A 15,753-nucleotide genomic window follows, 5' to 3' on the forward strand; every position below is an offset into this window, starting at 1 on the left:
TATTGTTTTATAACTTATTGTTTTATAGTTTTATCAGCATCACTCTAAAACACTAAACACAATAAAATGGAAGACAAACCTATTGAAACCTTCTCACCCATGCCCGAGCCGGAACACAAAATGTTTTTAACCGATGAGGCGCAGTATTACATTCAGATAATTGCCAAATGGGGCAATTTTTTAAGCATTATTGGTTTTATTATGTGCGCCTTGCTCCTTTTGCTTGGTTCATTTATATCATCAATTATGTCAAGCCTTAGTGCAATGGGAGGCAACCCGATGGTTGGCTCGGTACAGGGGGCTATGACTGTTATGTACGTACTAATTGCCATTTTCTACTTTTTCCCAACTCTGTACCTGTTTCAGTTCAGTAGTAAAGCTAAGAAAGCAATATTATTTGCAAATAGCGCTGAGCTTGCCGAAGCCTTTGGTAAACTAAAATCGTGCTTTAAATTTATTGGTATAGTTACTATTGTAGTTCTATCAATATACGCGTTAGTTTTTATAGCCGGAATTATAGGCATGAGCACCTACTCTGCTTTCAGGCAATAGCAAAAGGCAGTAAAATACAAAAGCCCGTGATGTGCATCACGGGCTTTTTTGATTTGGTTAGTATAAAAGTCCCTTAAAAAGAAAAGTCTTCCTCAGTTGCACCGGCTACGCCTGCAGCTTTGGTAATTTCATTTAGTTCGCTGAATTCGTAGCGTTTTTCTACTACTTCCTGGTTGGCTTTAATGTAGTCAACCGTATCTTTTAAACCCTCGGCAAATTTTTCGAAATCCTCTTTGTAAAGAAAGATCTTGTGTTTCACAAAAGCTCCATCTTCCAAACGCTTTTTACTCTCAGTTATAGTGATGTAATAGTCGTTTGAACGTGTTGCCTTTACATCAAAAAAATAAGTTCTCTTGCCGGCCCTTACCTTTTTCGAGAAAACTTCATCCCTCTCTCTGTTGTCAAAATCTCCCATGTTTAAAAGTGTTGTAATAGTAATGATTGCATAAATATAATCATTTTTTGAAATTGCAAGCATTTTTTACAAAATGAGTACACTTATTTTGTAAATGTTTTTAAATAACTCAAACAGGCAATTTAGCCTTGTATCATTTTAAAAACTGCAATGCAATAGCAAACCATTACGTTTACGCAAGACAACAAAAAAAGTTGTAGAAAAAGGGTACGTTTAACCAATGGTAAATTAACGTTAGGCAGGTTTACCTTTTTTTAGTTCTAATACGGTAATCTCCGGCCATATACCTAGCCTGCCTGAAAATGCAAGGAAGCCAAAGCCGCGGTTAACGTAAAGATGCCTGCCCTTTTCAACCATTAAACCGGCCCAATCAAGGTAGCGATACTTTACAGGGCTCCACCTGAATTTATCAGTTTCTACCCCAAACTGTGCACCATGCGTATGCCCCGACAGTGTGAGGTGTACGTGCGCCGGATGATAACGAACAATCTCCTCCCAATGTGTAGGGTCATGCGATAGCAGTATCTTGAAATCATTGGTGTTTACACCTTTTAAGGCGTTATCAAGGTTACCAACCTGTATAAAGCCCCTGCCCCAGTTTTGTACACCAATTAATGAAATGGCTTGTCCATTTTTTTCAAGCTTTATATTTTCATCGAGCATTAACCTGAAGCCCATTGCACGATGGTGCTGATGTAACTTCATTAGGTTAGCTTTTTTAGCTTCATCATTAGGCCATTGTACATAATCGCCATAATCATGATTACCTAAAATTGAAAATTGGCCATACGGTGCCTTAAGCTGCTTGAAACGGTGTATGTATGGTTCAATTTCCGACGATACATTGTTCACCAAATCTCCGGTAAATACAAACAGGTCTGACTTTTGGGCATTGGCTAAATCGATACCTCTTTGAACAGCCGCTGCATTATCAAAACTACCGGAATGTATATCAGATACTTGCGTTATGGTAAAGCCATCAAATGCCTCGGGCAAATCATCAAAGTAAAGGGTGTGTTTGTGCACCTTGTAATCATATTTACCCTTAAGCATTGCATACCAAAAAGATGCAAATGGAATAGCAGCCGCTGTGATAGCCGCCTTGCTCACAAGTTTTCTGCGTTGAGGCAAAAAGCCCTCTCCGTTTATTTTATCTTCCTTTTTAGTAGTAAGTGCAACTATTAGCCGGTATGCATCATTAAACAGCAGTACAAGTGCAAATATGACTTTTGTAACCAGCAACGTAATAAATATGCTTAACAGCCACTGGTGCATAACCGTCATACCGGGCGGTTTGCCGGCATTGGTTAAACTGAGCAGCAGCGCTACAGCTACGCCTATATTTATTCCAAAGTAAATATATAATAAAGTTAGCCGGGCGGTTTTACTCCACTTATTAAGCAATGGCTTAAATCCGTTGTATACATATATATCCAGCAAAATACTGGCTGTGGCCAAAAACAGTGAAAACTGTAAAAATCCGTGACGCATAAGTTAGAAGTAATAAGCAGCGTAAAATACAAGTACTTTACATGGCATACAATGCAAAATAAGCCGGTTATGTTTGTACTATGTAAGTTTATCCAGGCAAACGCAACGCCGGCCGAGTTAAACTTTTACTTTTACTACCGCTATGAATAACAATTTAAAAGAACGATACGACAGCATTATTTTTGACCTTGACGGAACGCTTTGGGACTCAACAGCTAATGTGGCAACTGCATGGCAAACGGCAAAACTGGAAGTTGATTATATAAAAGATGATATAACGCAGCAAACTGTGCGGTCAATTACCGGCATGGCTTACGATGCAATTTTTGAAAAACTGTTTCCTTACCTTGAGCCTGATGTGCGCGAGGAGTTTAAACGCAAATGTGCAAAATACGAATTGGAAGTACTTAATACCAAAGGCGGAGAACTGTACCCTGAATTAAAAAGCACATTAAACTACCTGCAAAATAAATACAAGCTGTTTGTTGTGAGCAATTGCCAGTGTGGTTACATTGAAACGTTTTTAAAGCTTAACCAGCTAGAGCATGTTTTTGTGGGTCATCAATGCTACGGAACCAAGGGTCAACCCAAGTTCCAAAATATTATTGACGTAGTGAACGACTACGATCTTAAAGCACCAGTTTACATAGGTGACACCCAAGGCGATTATGACAGTGCCACTAAAGCAGGCGTGCCAATAATATTTGCTACATACGGATTTGGTAAGGTAAATAACGGGCAGCCGTTAGCGGTAATTGACAAGTTCAGCGATTTAGTTGAGGTATTATAAATTATAGCTTAGCTGTAGCACTTGGGCATATATTAACGTACAGCAATAAACCAAGTATCACACATGAAAACAAAGTTTATTGCTATCCTCGTTTTACTGCTAAGTATTGCCGTAGCATCCTGTAAAAAAGAAAGTAAAGCTTCTAAAAGTCAAAAAGAGCTTGAAGGCACCTGGATTGCTGTTAATAATATCAGCTCGGTAGCGGGTGCTAGGGTGCGGGTAGTTTTTGGCCCAAAGAATATGGCTGCATTTACCAATTATTATATTGACGAAAATACAGGAGCTATAAAAAGCTACAACTCTAAGCAAATTTCAAAATACCGGATTGTTGGTGAGAACGGGCTTGAGCTTTATGATATAATACCTTATACCAAAGAAAGCAATGCTACTGTTACAAATGAGGACAACCTTGTTAAAGGGGCAATGCTTCAATCAACACAGCCATACTCATTCCGCTTTAATGACACCCGCACTAAACTCAATCTTAATATTATTTGCGGCCCGAATGCTCATTGCATAAGTCCACAGGAATACCTTAAGCAATAGCAATTACTGCAAGTGTTACAAATTAATAAAGTAATTCAGGCTTCAAACCTTAACTACTTTATTGATTTTACGAAGTCGGTTATAGCACTCACCAATTCGGGCTTTACTGGTAATGCCGACTGATTGTAAGTGGCAAGATTAGCAGCCTGAGCCGCAGGGGCTTCTTTAAGCACATAGTTCATACCGGGTATCATCACAACTTTAGCGTCCGATTTTCCCTTTTTCAAACGTTCTGCATCGGCAGCACTTACCTGCAGGTCAGTTGTGCCTTGTATAATTAGTGTTGGTGCTTTAACTTTTTTAATTTCTTTTACAGGGTCAAAGCGCATCCAGGTCATTAAATACGGCTGAACGCTTACACGTGCAATACTGTAAAGTGAAGGATCTACCTTATCATACGTTTTTCCACGGCGTAAGCTATCAGTAATTTGCTTAAAGCCTTTTGTAATGTAATCGGGCTGATTTTTCAGCTGTTCAGACATCAGCTTGTCTCCAGGCAAGCTTTCACCTTCAACAGATATAAATCCGTTTACAGGCTGGCTTACCGCGGCAAGCATACCTACCAATGATCCTTCGCTGTGGCCAAGCAACACCACCTTTGAAAACCGCTCATCCTCTCGTAATGCACCTGCCAGCATCACCGCATCATCAATGTAATCATCAAAACGCAGTTGTGTTTCTTTAGCCGGTGTAATAACCTCACCTGTTAAACGCTTATCATAACGCAATGAGGCAATGCCGTTTTTGGCTAACGCAAAGGCTATCAACTTGTAGGTGTCAGGCTGTTGGTTAAGTTTTGGTTTGTTACCATCGCGGTCTGTAGGTCCTGATGATGGTATAATTAAAACCACCGGCACCTTACCGCTTGCCTGCTTGGGCATGGCTAGTGTGCCACGTATAGCACCCGATAATGTTTTTAATTCAAGCGGAGTTTCAGTGGTATACGGGTCATCAACAGGTTTAACCATATTTTGGCCACGATAGTTATCAAACAACAATCCGCCAATTTTACCTGCGCCGTTTATGCTTATCTGCATGGATAATACAGCGCGCTGAAAATCGGCACGGTAGATGGCTATGCCCTCGTTAAGTGTAGTGAAGGTTGCACGCTGTAACCGCCCCGAACGCACCTGCAGCTCACTGATCATTTCACGGTTTTTAAGCATGGGTAGATCTTTTTTTACGTCTGCTGCAAACATGTTGAAGATGCTATCGGGCTGATTGCGGTTATAGTAAAGCGTAAACTTACTTAATGCAATGCGGTAAATTCCCGGCTCGGCAGCCTGGGCATATACCTGAGGCAAGCTTAATATCAACGCCAGTATAAAAAGTAATTTTTTCATTAGTATTTAACAAAACGCAATCTGTTCATCAAGATTGCTTGATTTATGTTTTAATATTTCAATTGGTCAAAGCTCCGTTGCACATCTCAACCTGCATGGCCGGTTAGTGCACTGGCAGCTATTATAACAAGTACTACCAGCGTAATAGCAGTATATAACCAATCTCTTTCAAGCGCAAAGCCAATGGCCGAAAACATGACGCGCACAACAGGTGTAGCAATCAATAAAATAATGCCGGCCTGTATAATGGCCCGTCCTCTGAAAGTAAGTATGCCATGCCATATGCCCGACGCTGAATGAACAAAACCCGGAACGCCAATAAATTCTTTGTAATGTACCGTTTCGGCTCCGTGCCTGTACAAATATACGCAGCCACCAATAAACACAATAAGCATTGACAGTATTACGCCTACACGCAATATCCAGCCTATAATCCGCTGAATTTCGGTATCATGTAACTTAGGCTGCATCATAATCATATGTTGTGGTTTAAGCCGTTATAAATCATTTGCACAGCTAAAAAGGTTACAATTACAGCAAACACCCAGCGCAGCCAACCGGCCGACGATGTATGCACTAATATTTTTGAACCTGTAAGTGCTCCCAATAAAACACCAATAACAACAGGCATAGATAATCCCGGGTCAATGTAGCCGCGTTGCAGGTATACAACAGCACTAGCAGCAGCGGTAACGCCAATCATAAAATTACTGGTGGTGGTTGATACCTTAAACGGGATGCGCATAATACCATCCATGGCAACTACCTTTAATGCTCCCGAACCTATACCCAGCAGCCCTGATATAATGCCGGCAAACAGCATCATAAAAAATCCGCCGCCCACATTTTTTACATTATAGCTTACTACTCCGTTTCCGGACGGAAAGGAACTGTTTAATTTTAGTTTTTCAGACCAATGGTTGGGTTTGGTTTCAATTTGCTCCCTTTTATTTTTGAGCGACATTAATGCCGAAAAGATGAGTATCAACCCGAATATTACCGCAATTACATTGGTTTGCATATAAAGTGCCAGTACTGCGCCAATCATGGCGCCAATAGTTGTGGCTATCTCTAAAAACATACCCAGCCTTACATTGGTAATCCCCTCTTTAACATAGGCTGCTGCCGAGCCCGATGACGTAGCAATTACCGACACAAGTGATGCGCCAATGGCATAATGAATGTTTACGTTAAGCAGCAATGTAAGCAGCGGAATAATTACAACACCTCCGCCCAGGCCTGTTAATGATCCCAGAAGGCCGGCCACGTATGCACCAGCTAGTATAATAAGTGTTATTGCAGTTACCGTCATTTAGCTGGCCGCTAAATTATTCAATATCTTTTGCTATGCGGTTATTTTGTTGCAGCAATATTAAAATGCCTTGGTTATACAGCCTGCCTGTAACGCCAATTTGCAGCCAGGCACCACTAATTTGAAGTTTTTTAAATAGATTAGGGCTTTAAACACAACTATTGATGGAACAACCCTCATCACAAACAAAATTAAAGAGTGAATTAGGCCTGCTTGATGGTACTATGCTGGTAGCCGGATCGATGATTGGCTCGGGTATTTTTATTGTGAGTGCCGACATTATACGCAACGTTGGCTCATCGGGGTGGTTAATTGCCGTTTGGCTCATTACCGGGTTTATGACCCTTACCGCAGCGGTAAGCTATGGCGAGTTGAGTGCCATGTTTCCAAAAGCCGGCGGGCAGTATGTTTACTTGAAAGAAGCTTACAATAAGTTTGTAGCTTTTTTATACGGCTGGAGCTTTTTTGCCGTAATACAAACGGGTACCATTGCGGCAGTTGGGGTGGCGTTTTCAAAATTTGCAGCATACCTTATTCCGGCTGTAAGCGAAGAAAATATTTTGTTAAGCATTCCTTTTGGCGGCATGTTCACCTTAACCATAAGCGCCGCGCAGGTGGTATCAATACTCATCATTATTCTGCTTACTTATATTAATACCAAGGGTGTTAAAGGCGGCAAACTTATACAAACCACATTTACGTTAACCAAGCTTATCAGCTTGTTTGGTTTAATTGCTTTCGGCTTTATTATGCTCAAAGGCGATGTTTGGACAGCTAACTGGACTAACGCCTGGGATATGCGCGGGCTGGCAAAAGATGGTAGCTTAACGTCATACACCATGGCTGCCGCTTTGGGTGCTATTGCTGCGTCAATGGTGGGCTCCATTTTCAGCAGCGATGCCTGGAACAATGTAACCTTTATTGCCGGCGAAATGAAAAACCCGCAACGCAACATAGGTCTGAGCTTGTTTTTGGGCACCTTAATAGTTACGGTTATTTATGTTTCAGCTAACGTTATGTATACCGCTGTACTACCATTAAATGAAATTGCCTCGGCCGAAAAAGACCGCGTGGCTGTAGCAGCATCAACTGTAATTTTTGGCAATATAGGTACTGTAGTAATTGCATTAATGATTATGGTATCAACCTTTGGCTGCAACAATGGCCTTATATTGGCTGGTGCACGTGTGTATTACACCATGGCTAAAGACGGTCTCTTCTTCAAAAAAACCGGCACACTTAATGAGAATGCCGTACCTGAGTTTGGCTTATGGATACAATGTGCAGTAGCCAGCGTGCTTTGCCTAAGCGGCCGCTACGGCGATTTGCTTGACATGATTTCATTTGTTGTGGTAATATTCTATATGCTTACCATTGCTGGCATCTATATATTACGCATTAAACGCCCTAATGCTCCGCGACCTTACAAAGCTTTTGGCTACCCGGTTTTGCCAGCTATTTACATCATAATGGGTTTAGCATTTTGCGGTTTGTTGTTGCGTTATAAAAGCGACTACACTTGGCCTGGCCTCATTATTGTACTCATCGGCATCCCTATATATTTTATATCACAACGCAACGTAAAGCATGAGGATACCGTACTTTCTGATCATTAGTTTATTATTTTTTAGTACAGCGCAGGCGCAAAAGAAAACAACAGGCGGCCTTGCACAAAAACTTCAAACAGCTATTAACCGGCTAAGTAAAGATGGCCAGTGCAACTATGCATCCATATCATTAACAGTGCTTGATGCCGGTACCGGCGCCACTGTTTTTACCCATAATCCTGATATGGGTCTTGCACCTGCATCTACCTTAAAAACGGTAACCTCAATAACAGCTTATAATTTACTTGGACAGGATTTTACATTTAATACCCGCCTCGGATACACCGGCACAGTTGATGCAAACGGCGTATTGAACGGAGACGTTATTATAAAAGGTGGCGGTGACCCCACCCTTGGCAGTTGGCGTTGGGCAGAAACAAGAGAAAGCAAGATAGTTAACAGGTTTGTTACCGCCTTGCAACAGGCCGGTATTAAACAAATAAACGGCCGCATTATTGGCGATGATTCTGCCTTTGATACGCAATCTGTTCCTGACGGGTGGATATGGCAGGATTTAGGTAATTATTACGGTGCAGGCACATCAGGCTTATGCTGGCGCGAAAATACTTTTGATATCAAATACGAAACAGGTGAAATAGGCAACCCCGTAAAAATTTTGCGTACAGCCCCAGCAATGCCTTACTTCAATTTTAAAAGTGAAGTTGCTACGTCTGGCGCAGGCACGGGCGATAAATCATACGCCTACTTGCCGGTGGGCAACAAACAAATGTATATCAGGGGTGCTTATGCCATTGATAAGGCAAAAAAAAGCATCAGTGTTGCCATGCCCGATCCGGCTTATGATGCTGCATGGCGTTTAACAGATACCCTTAAACGCTTGGGAATTGCAGCTGGTAAAGAACCGGAATCAACAACTACACTGAACACCAAAACAGAGGTTGTACCACCAATTGCAAAAGAATTGGTTACCATTACATCTCCCGATTTTAACCGGATAATTTATTGGCTTAACCGCGAAAGCATTAACCTTTATGCCGAACAGTTGATTAAAACTATAGCCTCAAAAGCAGGCAAGCAGGTTTCAACAAAAAATGGCGTGGAAGAATTACGGAACTATTGGAAAGCTAAAGGTATTGATGGCAACTCATTAAACCTGTATGATGGCAGCGGTCTTTCTCCGGGCGACCGTATCACCACCCGCTCAATTGCACGCATATTACAAACTGCCGTAAATAAGCCCTGGTATAGTCCGTTTTATGAAAGTTTACCGGTTTACAATAACATGCATATGAAAAGTGGAACCATTGCTGATGTGGTTGCCTATGCAGGCTACCAAACTCACGCCGGTCAAAAACTGTGCTTTTCTGTAATTATCAATAACTATAACGGTTCAACAACTGTAATGAGACAAAAATTGTTTAAGGTGCTGGATGAGCTGAAGTAATTTGTGGAAAGAATCAGGAGTATAGATTTCAGATAAAGAATCATATACAATGTCGTTTCGACCTTGTGAGAAATCTTAGTTGAGCGACTTAGCCTTACATAATTATTGGATTTGTCGTTATCACTTGAAATGAGAAGCGTAGAAATAATCTATTGAGATTCTGTACTCTGTACTCTTGATTCTGTAGTCTCTCCCAAAATCATTCTTGCCACAAACATGGTATCGGCTCTGTGCGTGTAACCTTTCAGCACTTTCATCTCTTCAAGCTGAAGGCCTAATTCTTTTACCATAAAGTCAACAGCATCTTCGTTTTCAGCTTTAAATGCAGAACAGGTGATGTAAATGAGCGGCTTTCCGGGTTTGAGGTATTTAACCACATTACGCACAATGCTTTGCTGAAGGCGCTGAAAAAATTCTATACGATGCTCGCCAAACTGGGTAATGAGTTCAGGTGTACGCCCCCAGGTTCCCGAGCCCGTGCAGGGCGCATCAAGGATTATACCGTCAAAGGCATAATTATGCATGATGAAGTCAGGGTTTTGGGTAAGATCGAGAATCTTTTTTTGATATTTCATTAACCCTGCCTGCCGGAAACGTTCATCAAGATTAGCTAAAATAGATTCGCGGATATCTGACACCACCAGCTTAAGATCAGGCTCTTGTTCATGCAAAAGCAAAGATTTCCCTCCAGATGCTGCACAAGCATCCCACCAGTTTTCCCAGCGCTGTGGTTTGAAGTAGTGAGCTGTTTGCTGTGATGAATAATCCTGCACTTCAAACCAATGCTGATTCGGGAACAGGGTTTCAAGCCTGGTACCGTTTGGTAATGAAAGGCAATTATTACCTTCATCCTTAAACGTAACCTCGGCTTTTGCAAGCGTGGCTTTTACTTGCTGCTCAAAACCTTTGCGTACTCTTATAAAAAGATCGGGTTGAATAAAGAATGATCTTAAAAACTCGGGCGTATCTATTCCGGCCGAAAGCCTGGAATATAGCGGATAAACGTCGTGCAGGTCAAAATGGGGGTACGCGACTTTAACCATTTCAAGCTTTTCATTAAGCGTAAAAGCTATACAGGCCGCCCATTCAGGCTTAAAATGCTGCAGAAAAGAATTAGTTTGCGTATTGCACAAAAACTCAGCAACCATCAATTTATCTTCGGGCGGCAAATTCGGCAGCGCATTACCCAGCCTGAAGTAGTTATAAATAAGTCTGCTTGCTACTCTCCTGTCGGTAGAGCCCATTTGCTTATTTTGCCTGAAGAAGCCAGGTAAAAATTTGCTCAGTTGTACATTGCCCGGAAACTCGGCCAGTATACGCTGAAATGTTTTAAGCTGATTTAAAGCCTTCATTCTACCTGCTTTAACTCAAAGTTAGCATATTTATATATACCAACATGGGTGTTTATCCAGCCTAAACCAGGCCGTTTAATAAAGTTAAACTCATTATGCAATGCCTTGTAACGGTGTTTGTCGAGGTGATCAAGTTCGTTACCATCCTGCGCCATTACGTTGCCAAAGTACATAGCCTGGTCAAACCCTTTATATGCATAGCTTGATGGCTCACTATTGTAAGCCTTGCGGTAAGCTCTGATAAAATGTACTGTTGCAGCTGCACGGTAGTTCAAACGCTCGGCCGATGTTATATGGGCTTTTATGCGTTGCAGTATGTCGGCTTTTAAAAACGAAAGTTTTTCCCAACTTGGATGCCCTATAACGGTAACAGGGTACTTGCGCGAGAGCGTATCTAACGACCGCAAGGTAACCGACAAAAACTGTTGATTGATTGATGGAATAATAAACACGTTCTCAACCTTGTTATTAAGGTGTGGCCTTAACGGCGTAAGGTTTCCTTTTGATATGGTTGTATATACAACCTGTATTTTGCGTTTGCTTAACGTATCAATAGCCATTTTAAATGGCGAAGCAAACTTTTTATCGTCGCTATAACCCGATGACAAAATGAATATTTTAACCGGCTTAATACGACCTTTAACAAAACGTGCCGCGGCAATTGCATGATACTCAAGCGGCGGATTTATGGTAATTAAATTAGCATCGGCAAATTCTTCGGGGGCTGCTGGTGCCAGGGGCGACAACAATGGTCTTTTTAACTTTTGAGGCTTACCAATGAAGGTTTTTATTCCTTGCGGAAATACAGGACCTACGATTAAATTACTGCTGTTAACCGCCGGGTTAAGCGAAAGTCCATGCGTGGCGCCGGCGTCATCTTTAGTATCAAAAACCTGCAGCTTGTAATTGTAACCCTGCGCTGTAAGGGAGTCGAGCGCTAAGCGGAAACCCTGGTAATAATCAACCGCAATGTTAGCGCTCTTGAGCTGAGCAGCACTATACCCTTTTACCGAGTTTAGGTTATCCAAACTAAAAGGCAGAAGCAACGCAAAGCTTGAAACTTTGGTGGCTTGCGGTTTTACCACAGTTTTATCAGTGCTGGCAGGCGTTTTCTTGTCTTTAGCCGGCACCGTTGATGTTGACGGTTGCGACGGGCGTGTTTTACCAACAGGCTGCACCTTTGGCGAGCAGGCGCTTATGAGAATAAGCGCCAGCAGCCAAAGTTTTATTTTATTCCCACTCAATGGTAGCGGGTGGTTTTGAGCTGATGTCATATACAACCCGGTTAATTCCTTTTACGTTATTGATTATCTCGTTTGAGATTTTTGCAAGCAGTTCATAAGGCAGGTGACACCAATCGGCAGTCATACCATCTAATGATTCTACAGCACGTAAGCAAACTACATTTTCGTAAGTGCGCTCATCGCCCATTACCCCTACCGATTGTACCGGTAAGTAAATGGCGCCTGCCTGCCAAACTTTATCATAAACACCGGCTGAGCGCAAATTGTTGATGTAAATTGCATCAGCCTGTTGTAAAATGGCCACTTTCTCGGGCGTAACCTCGCCTAATATCCTGATAGCCAAACCAGGACCTGGGAATGGATGGCGACCTAAAATATTTGGATCAATACCTAAAGATTTACCCACACGACGCACCTCATCTTTAAACAAGGTATTTAGCGGTTCAACTACCTTAAGTTTCATAAAGTCGGGTAAACCGCCCACGTTATGATGCGATTTAATGGTAGCCGAAGGCCCTTTGACAGATACCGATTCAATAACATCAGGATAGATAGTACCCTGCCCTAACCATTTAACATCTTGTACTTTGTGTGCTTCATCGTCAAACACCTCTATAAACACACGGCCAATGGCTTTACGTTTCTTTTCAGGATCTGACAGGCCTTCCAGTGCATCATAAAAGCGTTGCTTGGCATCAACACCGGTTACGTTTAAGCCCATATGCTTGTATGAATCCAATACCGATTCAAACTCGTCTTTGCGTAATAAGCCGTTATCAACAAAAATACAGTACAGGTTTTTGCCTATGGCCTGGTGCAGTAATACTGCCGCAACCGATGAATCAACACCGCCCGAAAGACCCAAAACTACTTTATCATCGCCTAACTTCTCTTTAAGTGCAGCAACAGTAGTCTCAATAAATGATTCTGAAGTCCACTCCTGGTGACAGCCGCAAATGTCAACCAAAAAGTTCTTAAGTAATTGCTTACCATCTAAGCTATGGGTAACCTCAGGGTGGAATTGTATAGCGTAAGTGTCAGTATCTTTTATATGGTATGCCGCAACTTTTACGCTATCGGTACTGGCAATAATTTCAAAGCTATCGGCAACGGCGTTAATGGTATCACCGTGCGACATCCAAACCTGTGAATTTGCAGGAATGTCTTTAAACAACTTGCTGCCCTGGTTAATGTATTGCAGATTTGCCCTGCCGTACTCGCGCGTATTTGATGCCGATACTTCACCTCCATTGTGTTGAGCTAAATACTGTGCGCCATAGCAAACACCCAAAATTGGCATTTTGCCGTGATATGGTGCAAAATCGAACTGTGGCGCATCTTCCTGGCGTACTGAGTACGGACTACCCGAAAGGATTATACCTTTAACGGTGCTGTCAACTTCAGGAAAATTATTAAATGGATGTATCTCGCAATAAATATTGAGCTCCCGTACGCGGCGTGCTATAAGCTGGGTAAACTGTGAGCCGAAATCGAGAATTAGAATTTTTTCAGGCATGGGCAAAGATAGTTTTTTAGGTTTAGATTTGGGGCATTGGATATGACAATTGAAATTGAAGCGTTTAACCTTATAATTGGCCTCAACCTTAAATACACTAAACCGCTATGAATTTTTTTAATAAAAAACTTTTCTTGATACTGGCGTTTTGCTGCCCGGCACACATGCTGTTTGCGCAAACCACCGAAGATGCTTATAATAGATACACAGAGTACAACCTGGCCATTTTTGAAGGCAAATCTGACAAAGCCTTTGAACTTGGTGAAAAACTTCTTCCTGAAATGGATAAGCTGCCGGCAAAAACACGCACGGCATTCCAGTACACTTTAGGCAAACAGTATGAAGACCGTAAGCAATTTGATAAAGCACTACCCTTATATGAAAGGGTAGTTGCCGCCGAACCTGATTACTATGTAGTACACCTGGCACTAGGGCACATTTATTTAGGCAAAGCCAAGCAATTACAGCTTACAAACAAAGCTGCCTTCACTGCTTTGGTAAACAAAATTATTCCGCATTTAGAAAAAGTTCAAGCCTGCGATCCGTATGATGAAAACCTTGCGCTCATCAAACAACTTTACCGTTCTGTAAACAAAGAGGCTGCAATTAGTAGCATCAATGAACGGTTGAAACCTATGAGGAACAAGTGCATTGACCTTTTGCAAGACCATTAAACGCTATGAAAACCCTTAAATTTTTAGCCAAATTCATTACCAGGCTGGTATTTATATTACTATTATTTGTTGGCTACCTGCTTATTCAAAACCAGAGCAAGCTGCACAATGCGGGCTACATTAAATTGCAATGGCAACTAATATTCCCGCTGGTATTAATACTTAGCTTTATTGGGCTTTTCATAACTGCAGCTGTAAAAAAGTTTAATCAGGGCGATTTAAATCTCTTGCTCATTGTAAACTCCGTAATGCTCATCATTTACGGCATGGCTATATTTTTCAGGATATATGCCATGATAGGCCACGTATAAGCAAACAGGTTAGTTATACTTTCAACGGCTTTCCGTTGGCAGATAACTTAAATGTCATAAATATTAACAAACCAATATTTATTCAACAAAGCCCATTGGTTGCTGTTACTTCAAAACTAAAAACATACTGTTATGGCTTTTGAAAAAATACAGGAACTATTGGGCGATAAGGCCGATTACTTGCTGAACCATCAAAGTAAAACATTTGATAAAGGTTTGCTGCATACCCCATCGCCCGATTTTGTAGATAAAATATTTGTGCAAACGAACCGCAATCCGCAGGTACTGCGTAATTTGTCGGCTTTGTACAATCACGGCCGTTTAGCCGGAACAGGTTATATTTCCATACTCCCAATTGATCAGGACATTGAGCATACGGCCGGAGCTTCGTTTGCTAAAAACCCAATGTATTTTGATCCGGAAAACATAGTTCGTTTAGCTATTGAGGGCGGATGCAGCGCTGTAGCAACCACTTTTGGCAACCTGGGTATGGTTGCCCGTAAGTATGCACACAAAATTCCTTTCCTGGTCAAAATAAATCACAACGAACTGCTTACTTATCCTACCAAGTACAATCAAATCATGTTTGGTTCGGTTGATGATGCCTGGAATTTAGGTGCGGCAGCTGTTGGAGCTACTATTTACTTCGGCTCCGAAGAATCGGGTCGACAAATTATTGAGGTATCAAAAGCGTTTGAACGCGCCCATGAACTTGGTATGGCAACCGTACTTTGGTGTTATACCCGCAACAACGACTTTAAAAAGGACGGTATTAATTATGAAACCGCTGCCGATATTACCGGCCAGGCCAACCACATAGGTGTAACCATACAGGCCGATATCATTAAGCAAAAAATGCCTGATGTAAACGGAGGTTTCACTACTATCAACTTTTCAAAGTCTGACCCATTGATGTACAGCCAAATGGCAAGCGATCACCCTATTGACCTTTGCCGTTACCAGGTTGCCAACTGCTACATGGGCCGCGCCGGACTAATAAACTCTGGCGGCGAATCAAAAGGCGAAGGTGATTTAGCCAACTCGGTAATGAATGCCGTTATAAATAAACGTGCCGGGGGCAGCGGGTTAATTTTGGGTCGCCGTGCGTTTCAGCGCCCGTTTGAAGATGGAATTAAATTTTTAAACAGTATACAGGATGTGTACCTTGCTAAGGAAATAGACCTGGCATAATATC

At 41.8% G+C, this 15,753-nt stretch carries 16 protein-coding genes; 8 read left to right on the forward strand and 8 right to left on the reverse strand.

The genetic code is table 11. The features are described 5' to 3' along the window. Window positions 1-66 precede the first annotated feature (66 nt). The gene (locus tag GO816_RS17230; RefSeq protein WP_157543187.1) at window positions 67-552 is read left to right on the forward strand and encodes a DUF5362 family protein; all 486 of its coding nucleotides are present in this window, start codon (window positions 67-69) and stop codon (window positions 550-552) included. A gap of 73 nt (window positions 553-625) precedes the next feature. Here GO816_RS17230 and GO816_RS17235 read toward each other — a convergent pair whose 3' ends face one another. Beyond that, a complete protein-coding gene (locus tag GO816_RS17235; RefSeq protein WP_157543188.1) occupies window positions 626-967 on the reverse strand; it encodes a DUF3276 family protein in 342 nt (113 codons plus the stop codon). A gap of 234 nt (window positions 968-1,201) precedes the next feature. After that, window positions 1,202-2,458, reverse strand: coding sequence for a metallophosphoesterase (locus tag GO816_RS17240; protein WP_157543189.1), 1,257 nt, complete (start codon window positions 2,456-2,458; stop codon window positions 1,202-1,204). Between the two features lie 142 nt (window positions 2,459-2,600). On the opposite strand from GO816_RS17240, the gene GO816_RS17245 reads away from it, so the two are divergent. Beyond that, on the forward strand, window positions 2,601-3,248 hold the full coding sequence (locus tag GO816_RS17245; RefSeq protein ID WP_157543190.1) for an HAD family hydrolase: 648 nt from the start codon (window positions 2,601-2,603) through the stop codon (window positions 3,246-3,248). Between the two features lie 63 nt (window positions 3,249-3,311). Further along, window positions 3,312-3,794 (forward strand): hypothetical protein, encoded by a 483-nt coding sequence (locus GO816_RS17250; RefSeq protein ID WP_157543191.1) that lies wholly within the window; start codon window positions 3,312-3,314, stop codon window positions 3,792-3,794. A gap of 53 nt (window positions 3,795-3,847) precedes the next feature. On the opposite strand, the gene GO816_RS17255 is transcribed toward GO816_RS17250, so the two are convergent. From GO816_RS17255 to GO816_RS17265, 3 genes are all read right to left on the reverse strand, one after another. Further along, on the reverse strand, window positions 3,848-5,137 hold the full coding sequence (locus GO816_RS17255) for an alpha/beta fold hydrolase (protein ID WP_157543192.1): 1,290 nt from the start codon (window positions 5,135-5,137) through the stop codon (window positions 3,848-3,850). A gap of 86 nt (window positions 5,138-5,223) precedes the next feature. Then, window positions 5,224-5,610, reverse strand: coding sequence for a DUF1634 domain-containing protein (locus GO816_RS17260; protein ID WP_157543193.1), 387 nt, complete (start codon window positions 5,608-5,610; stop codon window positions 5,224-5,226). A 2-nt stretch (window positions 5,611-5,612) separates the two neighbouring features. Beyond that, complete coding sequence (locus tag GO816_RS17265; protein ID WP_157543194.1) at window positions 5,613-6,449, reverse strand: sulfite exporter TauE/SafE family protein; 837 nt, start codon at window positions 6,447-6,449, stop codon at window positions 5,613-5,615. Between the two features lie 164 nt (window positions 6,450-6,613). Between GO816_RS17265 and GO816_RS17270 the strand changes: the two genes are divergently transcribed. Then, a complete protein-coding gene (locus GO816_RS17270) occupies window positions 6,614-8,065 on the forward strand; it encodes an APC family permease (RefSeq protein WP_157543195.1) in 1,452 nt (483 codons plus the stop codon). Next, window positions 8,037-9,461, forward strand: a complete 1,425-nt coding sequence (gene dacB, locus GO816_RS17275; protein WP_157543196.1) for a D-alanyl-D-alanine carboxypeptidase/D-alanyl-D-alanine endopeptidase — start codon at window positions 8,037-8,039, stop codon at window positions 9,459-9,461. Before GO816_RS17270 ends, dacB begins: the two co-directional genes overlap by 29 nt. Window positions 9,462-9,610: 149 nt before the next feature. On the opposite strand, the gene GO816_RS17280 is transcribed toward dacB, so the two are convergent. From GO816_RS17280 to guaA, 3 genes are read right to left on the reverse strand one after another with little or no spacing between them, the layout of a single operon-like run. Beyond that, window positions 9,611-10,813 carry an RsmB/NOP family class I SAM-dependent RNA methyltransferase gene (locus tag GO816_RS17280; RefSeq protein ID WP_157543197.1) on the reverse strand — a complete coding sequence of 401 codons (1,203 nt, stop codon included), beginning with the start codon at window positions 10,811-10,813 and terminating at the stop codon, window positions 9,611-9,613. Continuing rightward, window positions 10,810-12,087: an ABC transporter substrate-binding protein gene (locus GO816_RS17285; protein WP_157543198.1), complete on the reverse strand. Its 1,278-nt coding sequence runs from the start codon at window positions 12,085-12,087 to the stop codon at window positions 10,810-10,812. Before GO816_RS17285 ends, GO816_RS17280 begins: the two co-directional genes overlap by 4 nt. Continuing rightward, window positions 12,044-13,573, reverse strand: a complete 1,530-nt coding sequence (gene guaA / locus GO816_RS17290) for a glutamine-hydrolyzing GMP synthase (protein WP_157543199.1) — start codon at window positions 13,571-13,573, stop codon at window positions 12,044-12,046. The genes GO816_RS17285 and guaA overlap by 44 nt, the downstream gene beginning before the upstream one ends. Before the next feature lie 107 nt (window positions 13,574-13,680). Here guaA and GO816_RS17295 point away from each other — a divergent pair, with 107 nt between their 5' ends. The 3 genes from GO816_RS17295 to GO816_RS17305 all read left to right on the forward strand — a co-directional run bounded on the left by GO816_RS17295 (window position 13,681) and on the right by GO816_RS17305 (window position 15,749). After that, window positions 13,681-14,247 carry a tetratricopeptide repeat protein gene (locus GO816_RS17295; protein WP_157543200.1) on the forward strand — a complete coding sequence of 189 codons (567 nt, stop codon included), beginning with the start codon at window positions 13,681-13,683 and terminating at the stop codon, window positions 14,245-14,247. Between the two features lie 5 nt (window positions 14,248-14,252). Next, a complete protein-coding gene (locus tag GO816_RS17300; RefSeq protein ID WP_157543201.1) occupies window positions 14,253-14,558 on the forward strand; it encodes a hypothetical protein in 306 nt (101 codons plus the stop codon). Between the two features lie 132 nt (window positions 14,559-14,690). After that, a complete protein-coding gene (locus GO816_RS17305; RefSeq protein WP_157543202.1) occupies window positions 14,691-15,749 on the forward strand; it encodes a class I fructose-bisphosphate aldolase in 1,059 nt (352 codons plus the stop codon). Window positions 15,750-15,753: the final 4 nt, after the last annotated feature.

This window comes from Mucilaginibacter aquatilis, assembly GCF_009755275.1.
Taxonomy (GTDB): Bacteria; Bacteroidota; Bacteroidia; order Sphingobacteriales; family Sphingobacteriaceae; genus Mucilaginibacter; species Mucilaginibacter aquatilis.

Bases quoted from the DNA above. Each gene is read 5' to 3' on its own strand.
- GO816_RS17230 (WP_157543187.1), top strand. From the start codon at position 67: ATGGAAGACAAACCTATTGAAACCTTCTCACCCATGCCCGAGCCGGAA.
- GO816_RS17235 (WP_157543188.1), bottom strand. From the start codon at position 967: ATGGGAGATTTTGACAACAGAGAGAGGGATGAAGTTTTCTCGAAAAAG.
- GO816_RS17240 (WP_157543189.1), bottom strand. From the start codon at position 2,458: ATGCGTCACGGATTTTTACAGTTTTCACTGTTTTTGGCCACAGCCAGT.
- GO816_RS17245 (WP_157543190.1), top strand. From the start codon at position 2,601: ATGAATAACAATTTAAAAGAACGATACGACAGCATTATTTTTGACCTT.
- GO816_RS17250 (WP_157543191.1), top strand. From the start codon at position 3,312: ATGAAAACAAAGTTTATTGCTATCCTCGTTTTACTGCTAAGTATTGCC.
- GO816_RS17255 (WP_157543192.1), bottom strand. From the start codon at position 5,137: ATGAAAAAATTACTTTTTATACTGGCGTTGATATTAAGCTTGCCTCAG.
- GO816_RS17260 (WP_157543193.1), bottom strand. From the start codon at position 5,610: ATGATGCAGCCTAAGTTACATGATACCGAAATTCAGCGGATTATAGGC.
- GO816_RS17265 (WP_157543194.1), bottom strand. From the start codon at position 6,449: ATGACGGTAACTGCAATAACACTTATTATACTAGCTGGTGCATACGTG.
- GO816_RS17270 (WP_157543195.1), top strand. From the start codon at position 6,614: ATGGAACAACCCTCATCACAAACAAAATTAAAGAGTGAATTAGGCCTG.
- dacB (WP_157543196.1), top strand. From the start codon at position 8,037: ATGAGGATACCGTACTTTCTGATCATTAGTTTATTATTTTTTAGTACA.
- GO816_RS17280 (WP_157543197.1), bottom strand. From the start codon at position 10,813: ATGAAGGCTTTAAATCAGCTTAAAACATTTCAGCGTATACTGGCCGAG.
- GO816_RS17285 (WP_157543198.1), bottom strand. From the start codon at position 12,087: ATGACATCAGCTCAAAACCACCCGCTACCATTGAGTGGGAATAAAATA.
- guaA (WP_157543199.1), bottom strand. From the start codon at position 13,573: ATGCCTGAAAAAATTCTAATTCTCGATTTCGGCTCACAGTTTACCCAG.
- GO816_RS17295 (WP_157543200.1), top strand. From the start codon at position 13,681: ATGAATTTTTTTAATAAAAAACTTTTCTTGATACTGGCGTTTTGCTGC.
- GO816_RS17300 (WP_157543201.1), top strand. From the start codon at position 14,253: ATGAAAACCCTTAAATTTTTAGCCAAATTCATTACCAGGCTGGTATTT.
- GO816_RS17305 (WP_157543202.1), top strand. From the start codon at position 14,691: ATGGCTTTTGAAAAAATACAGGAACTATTGGGCGATAAGGCCGATTAC.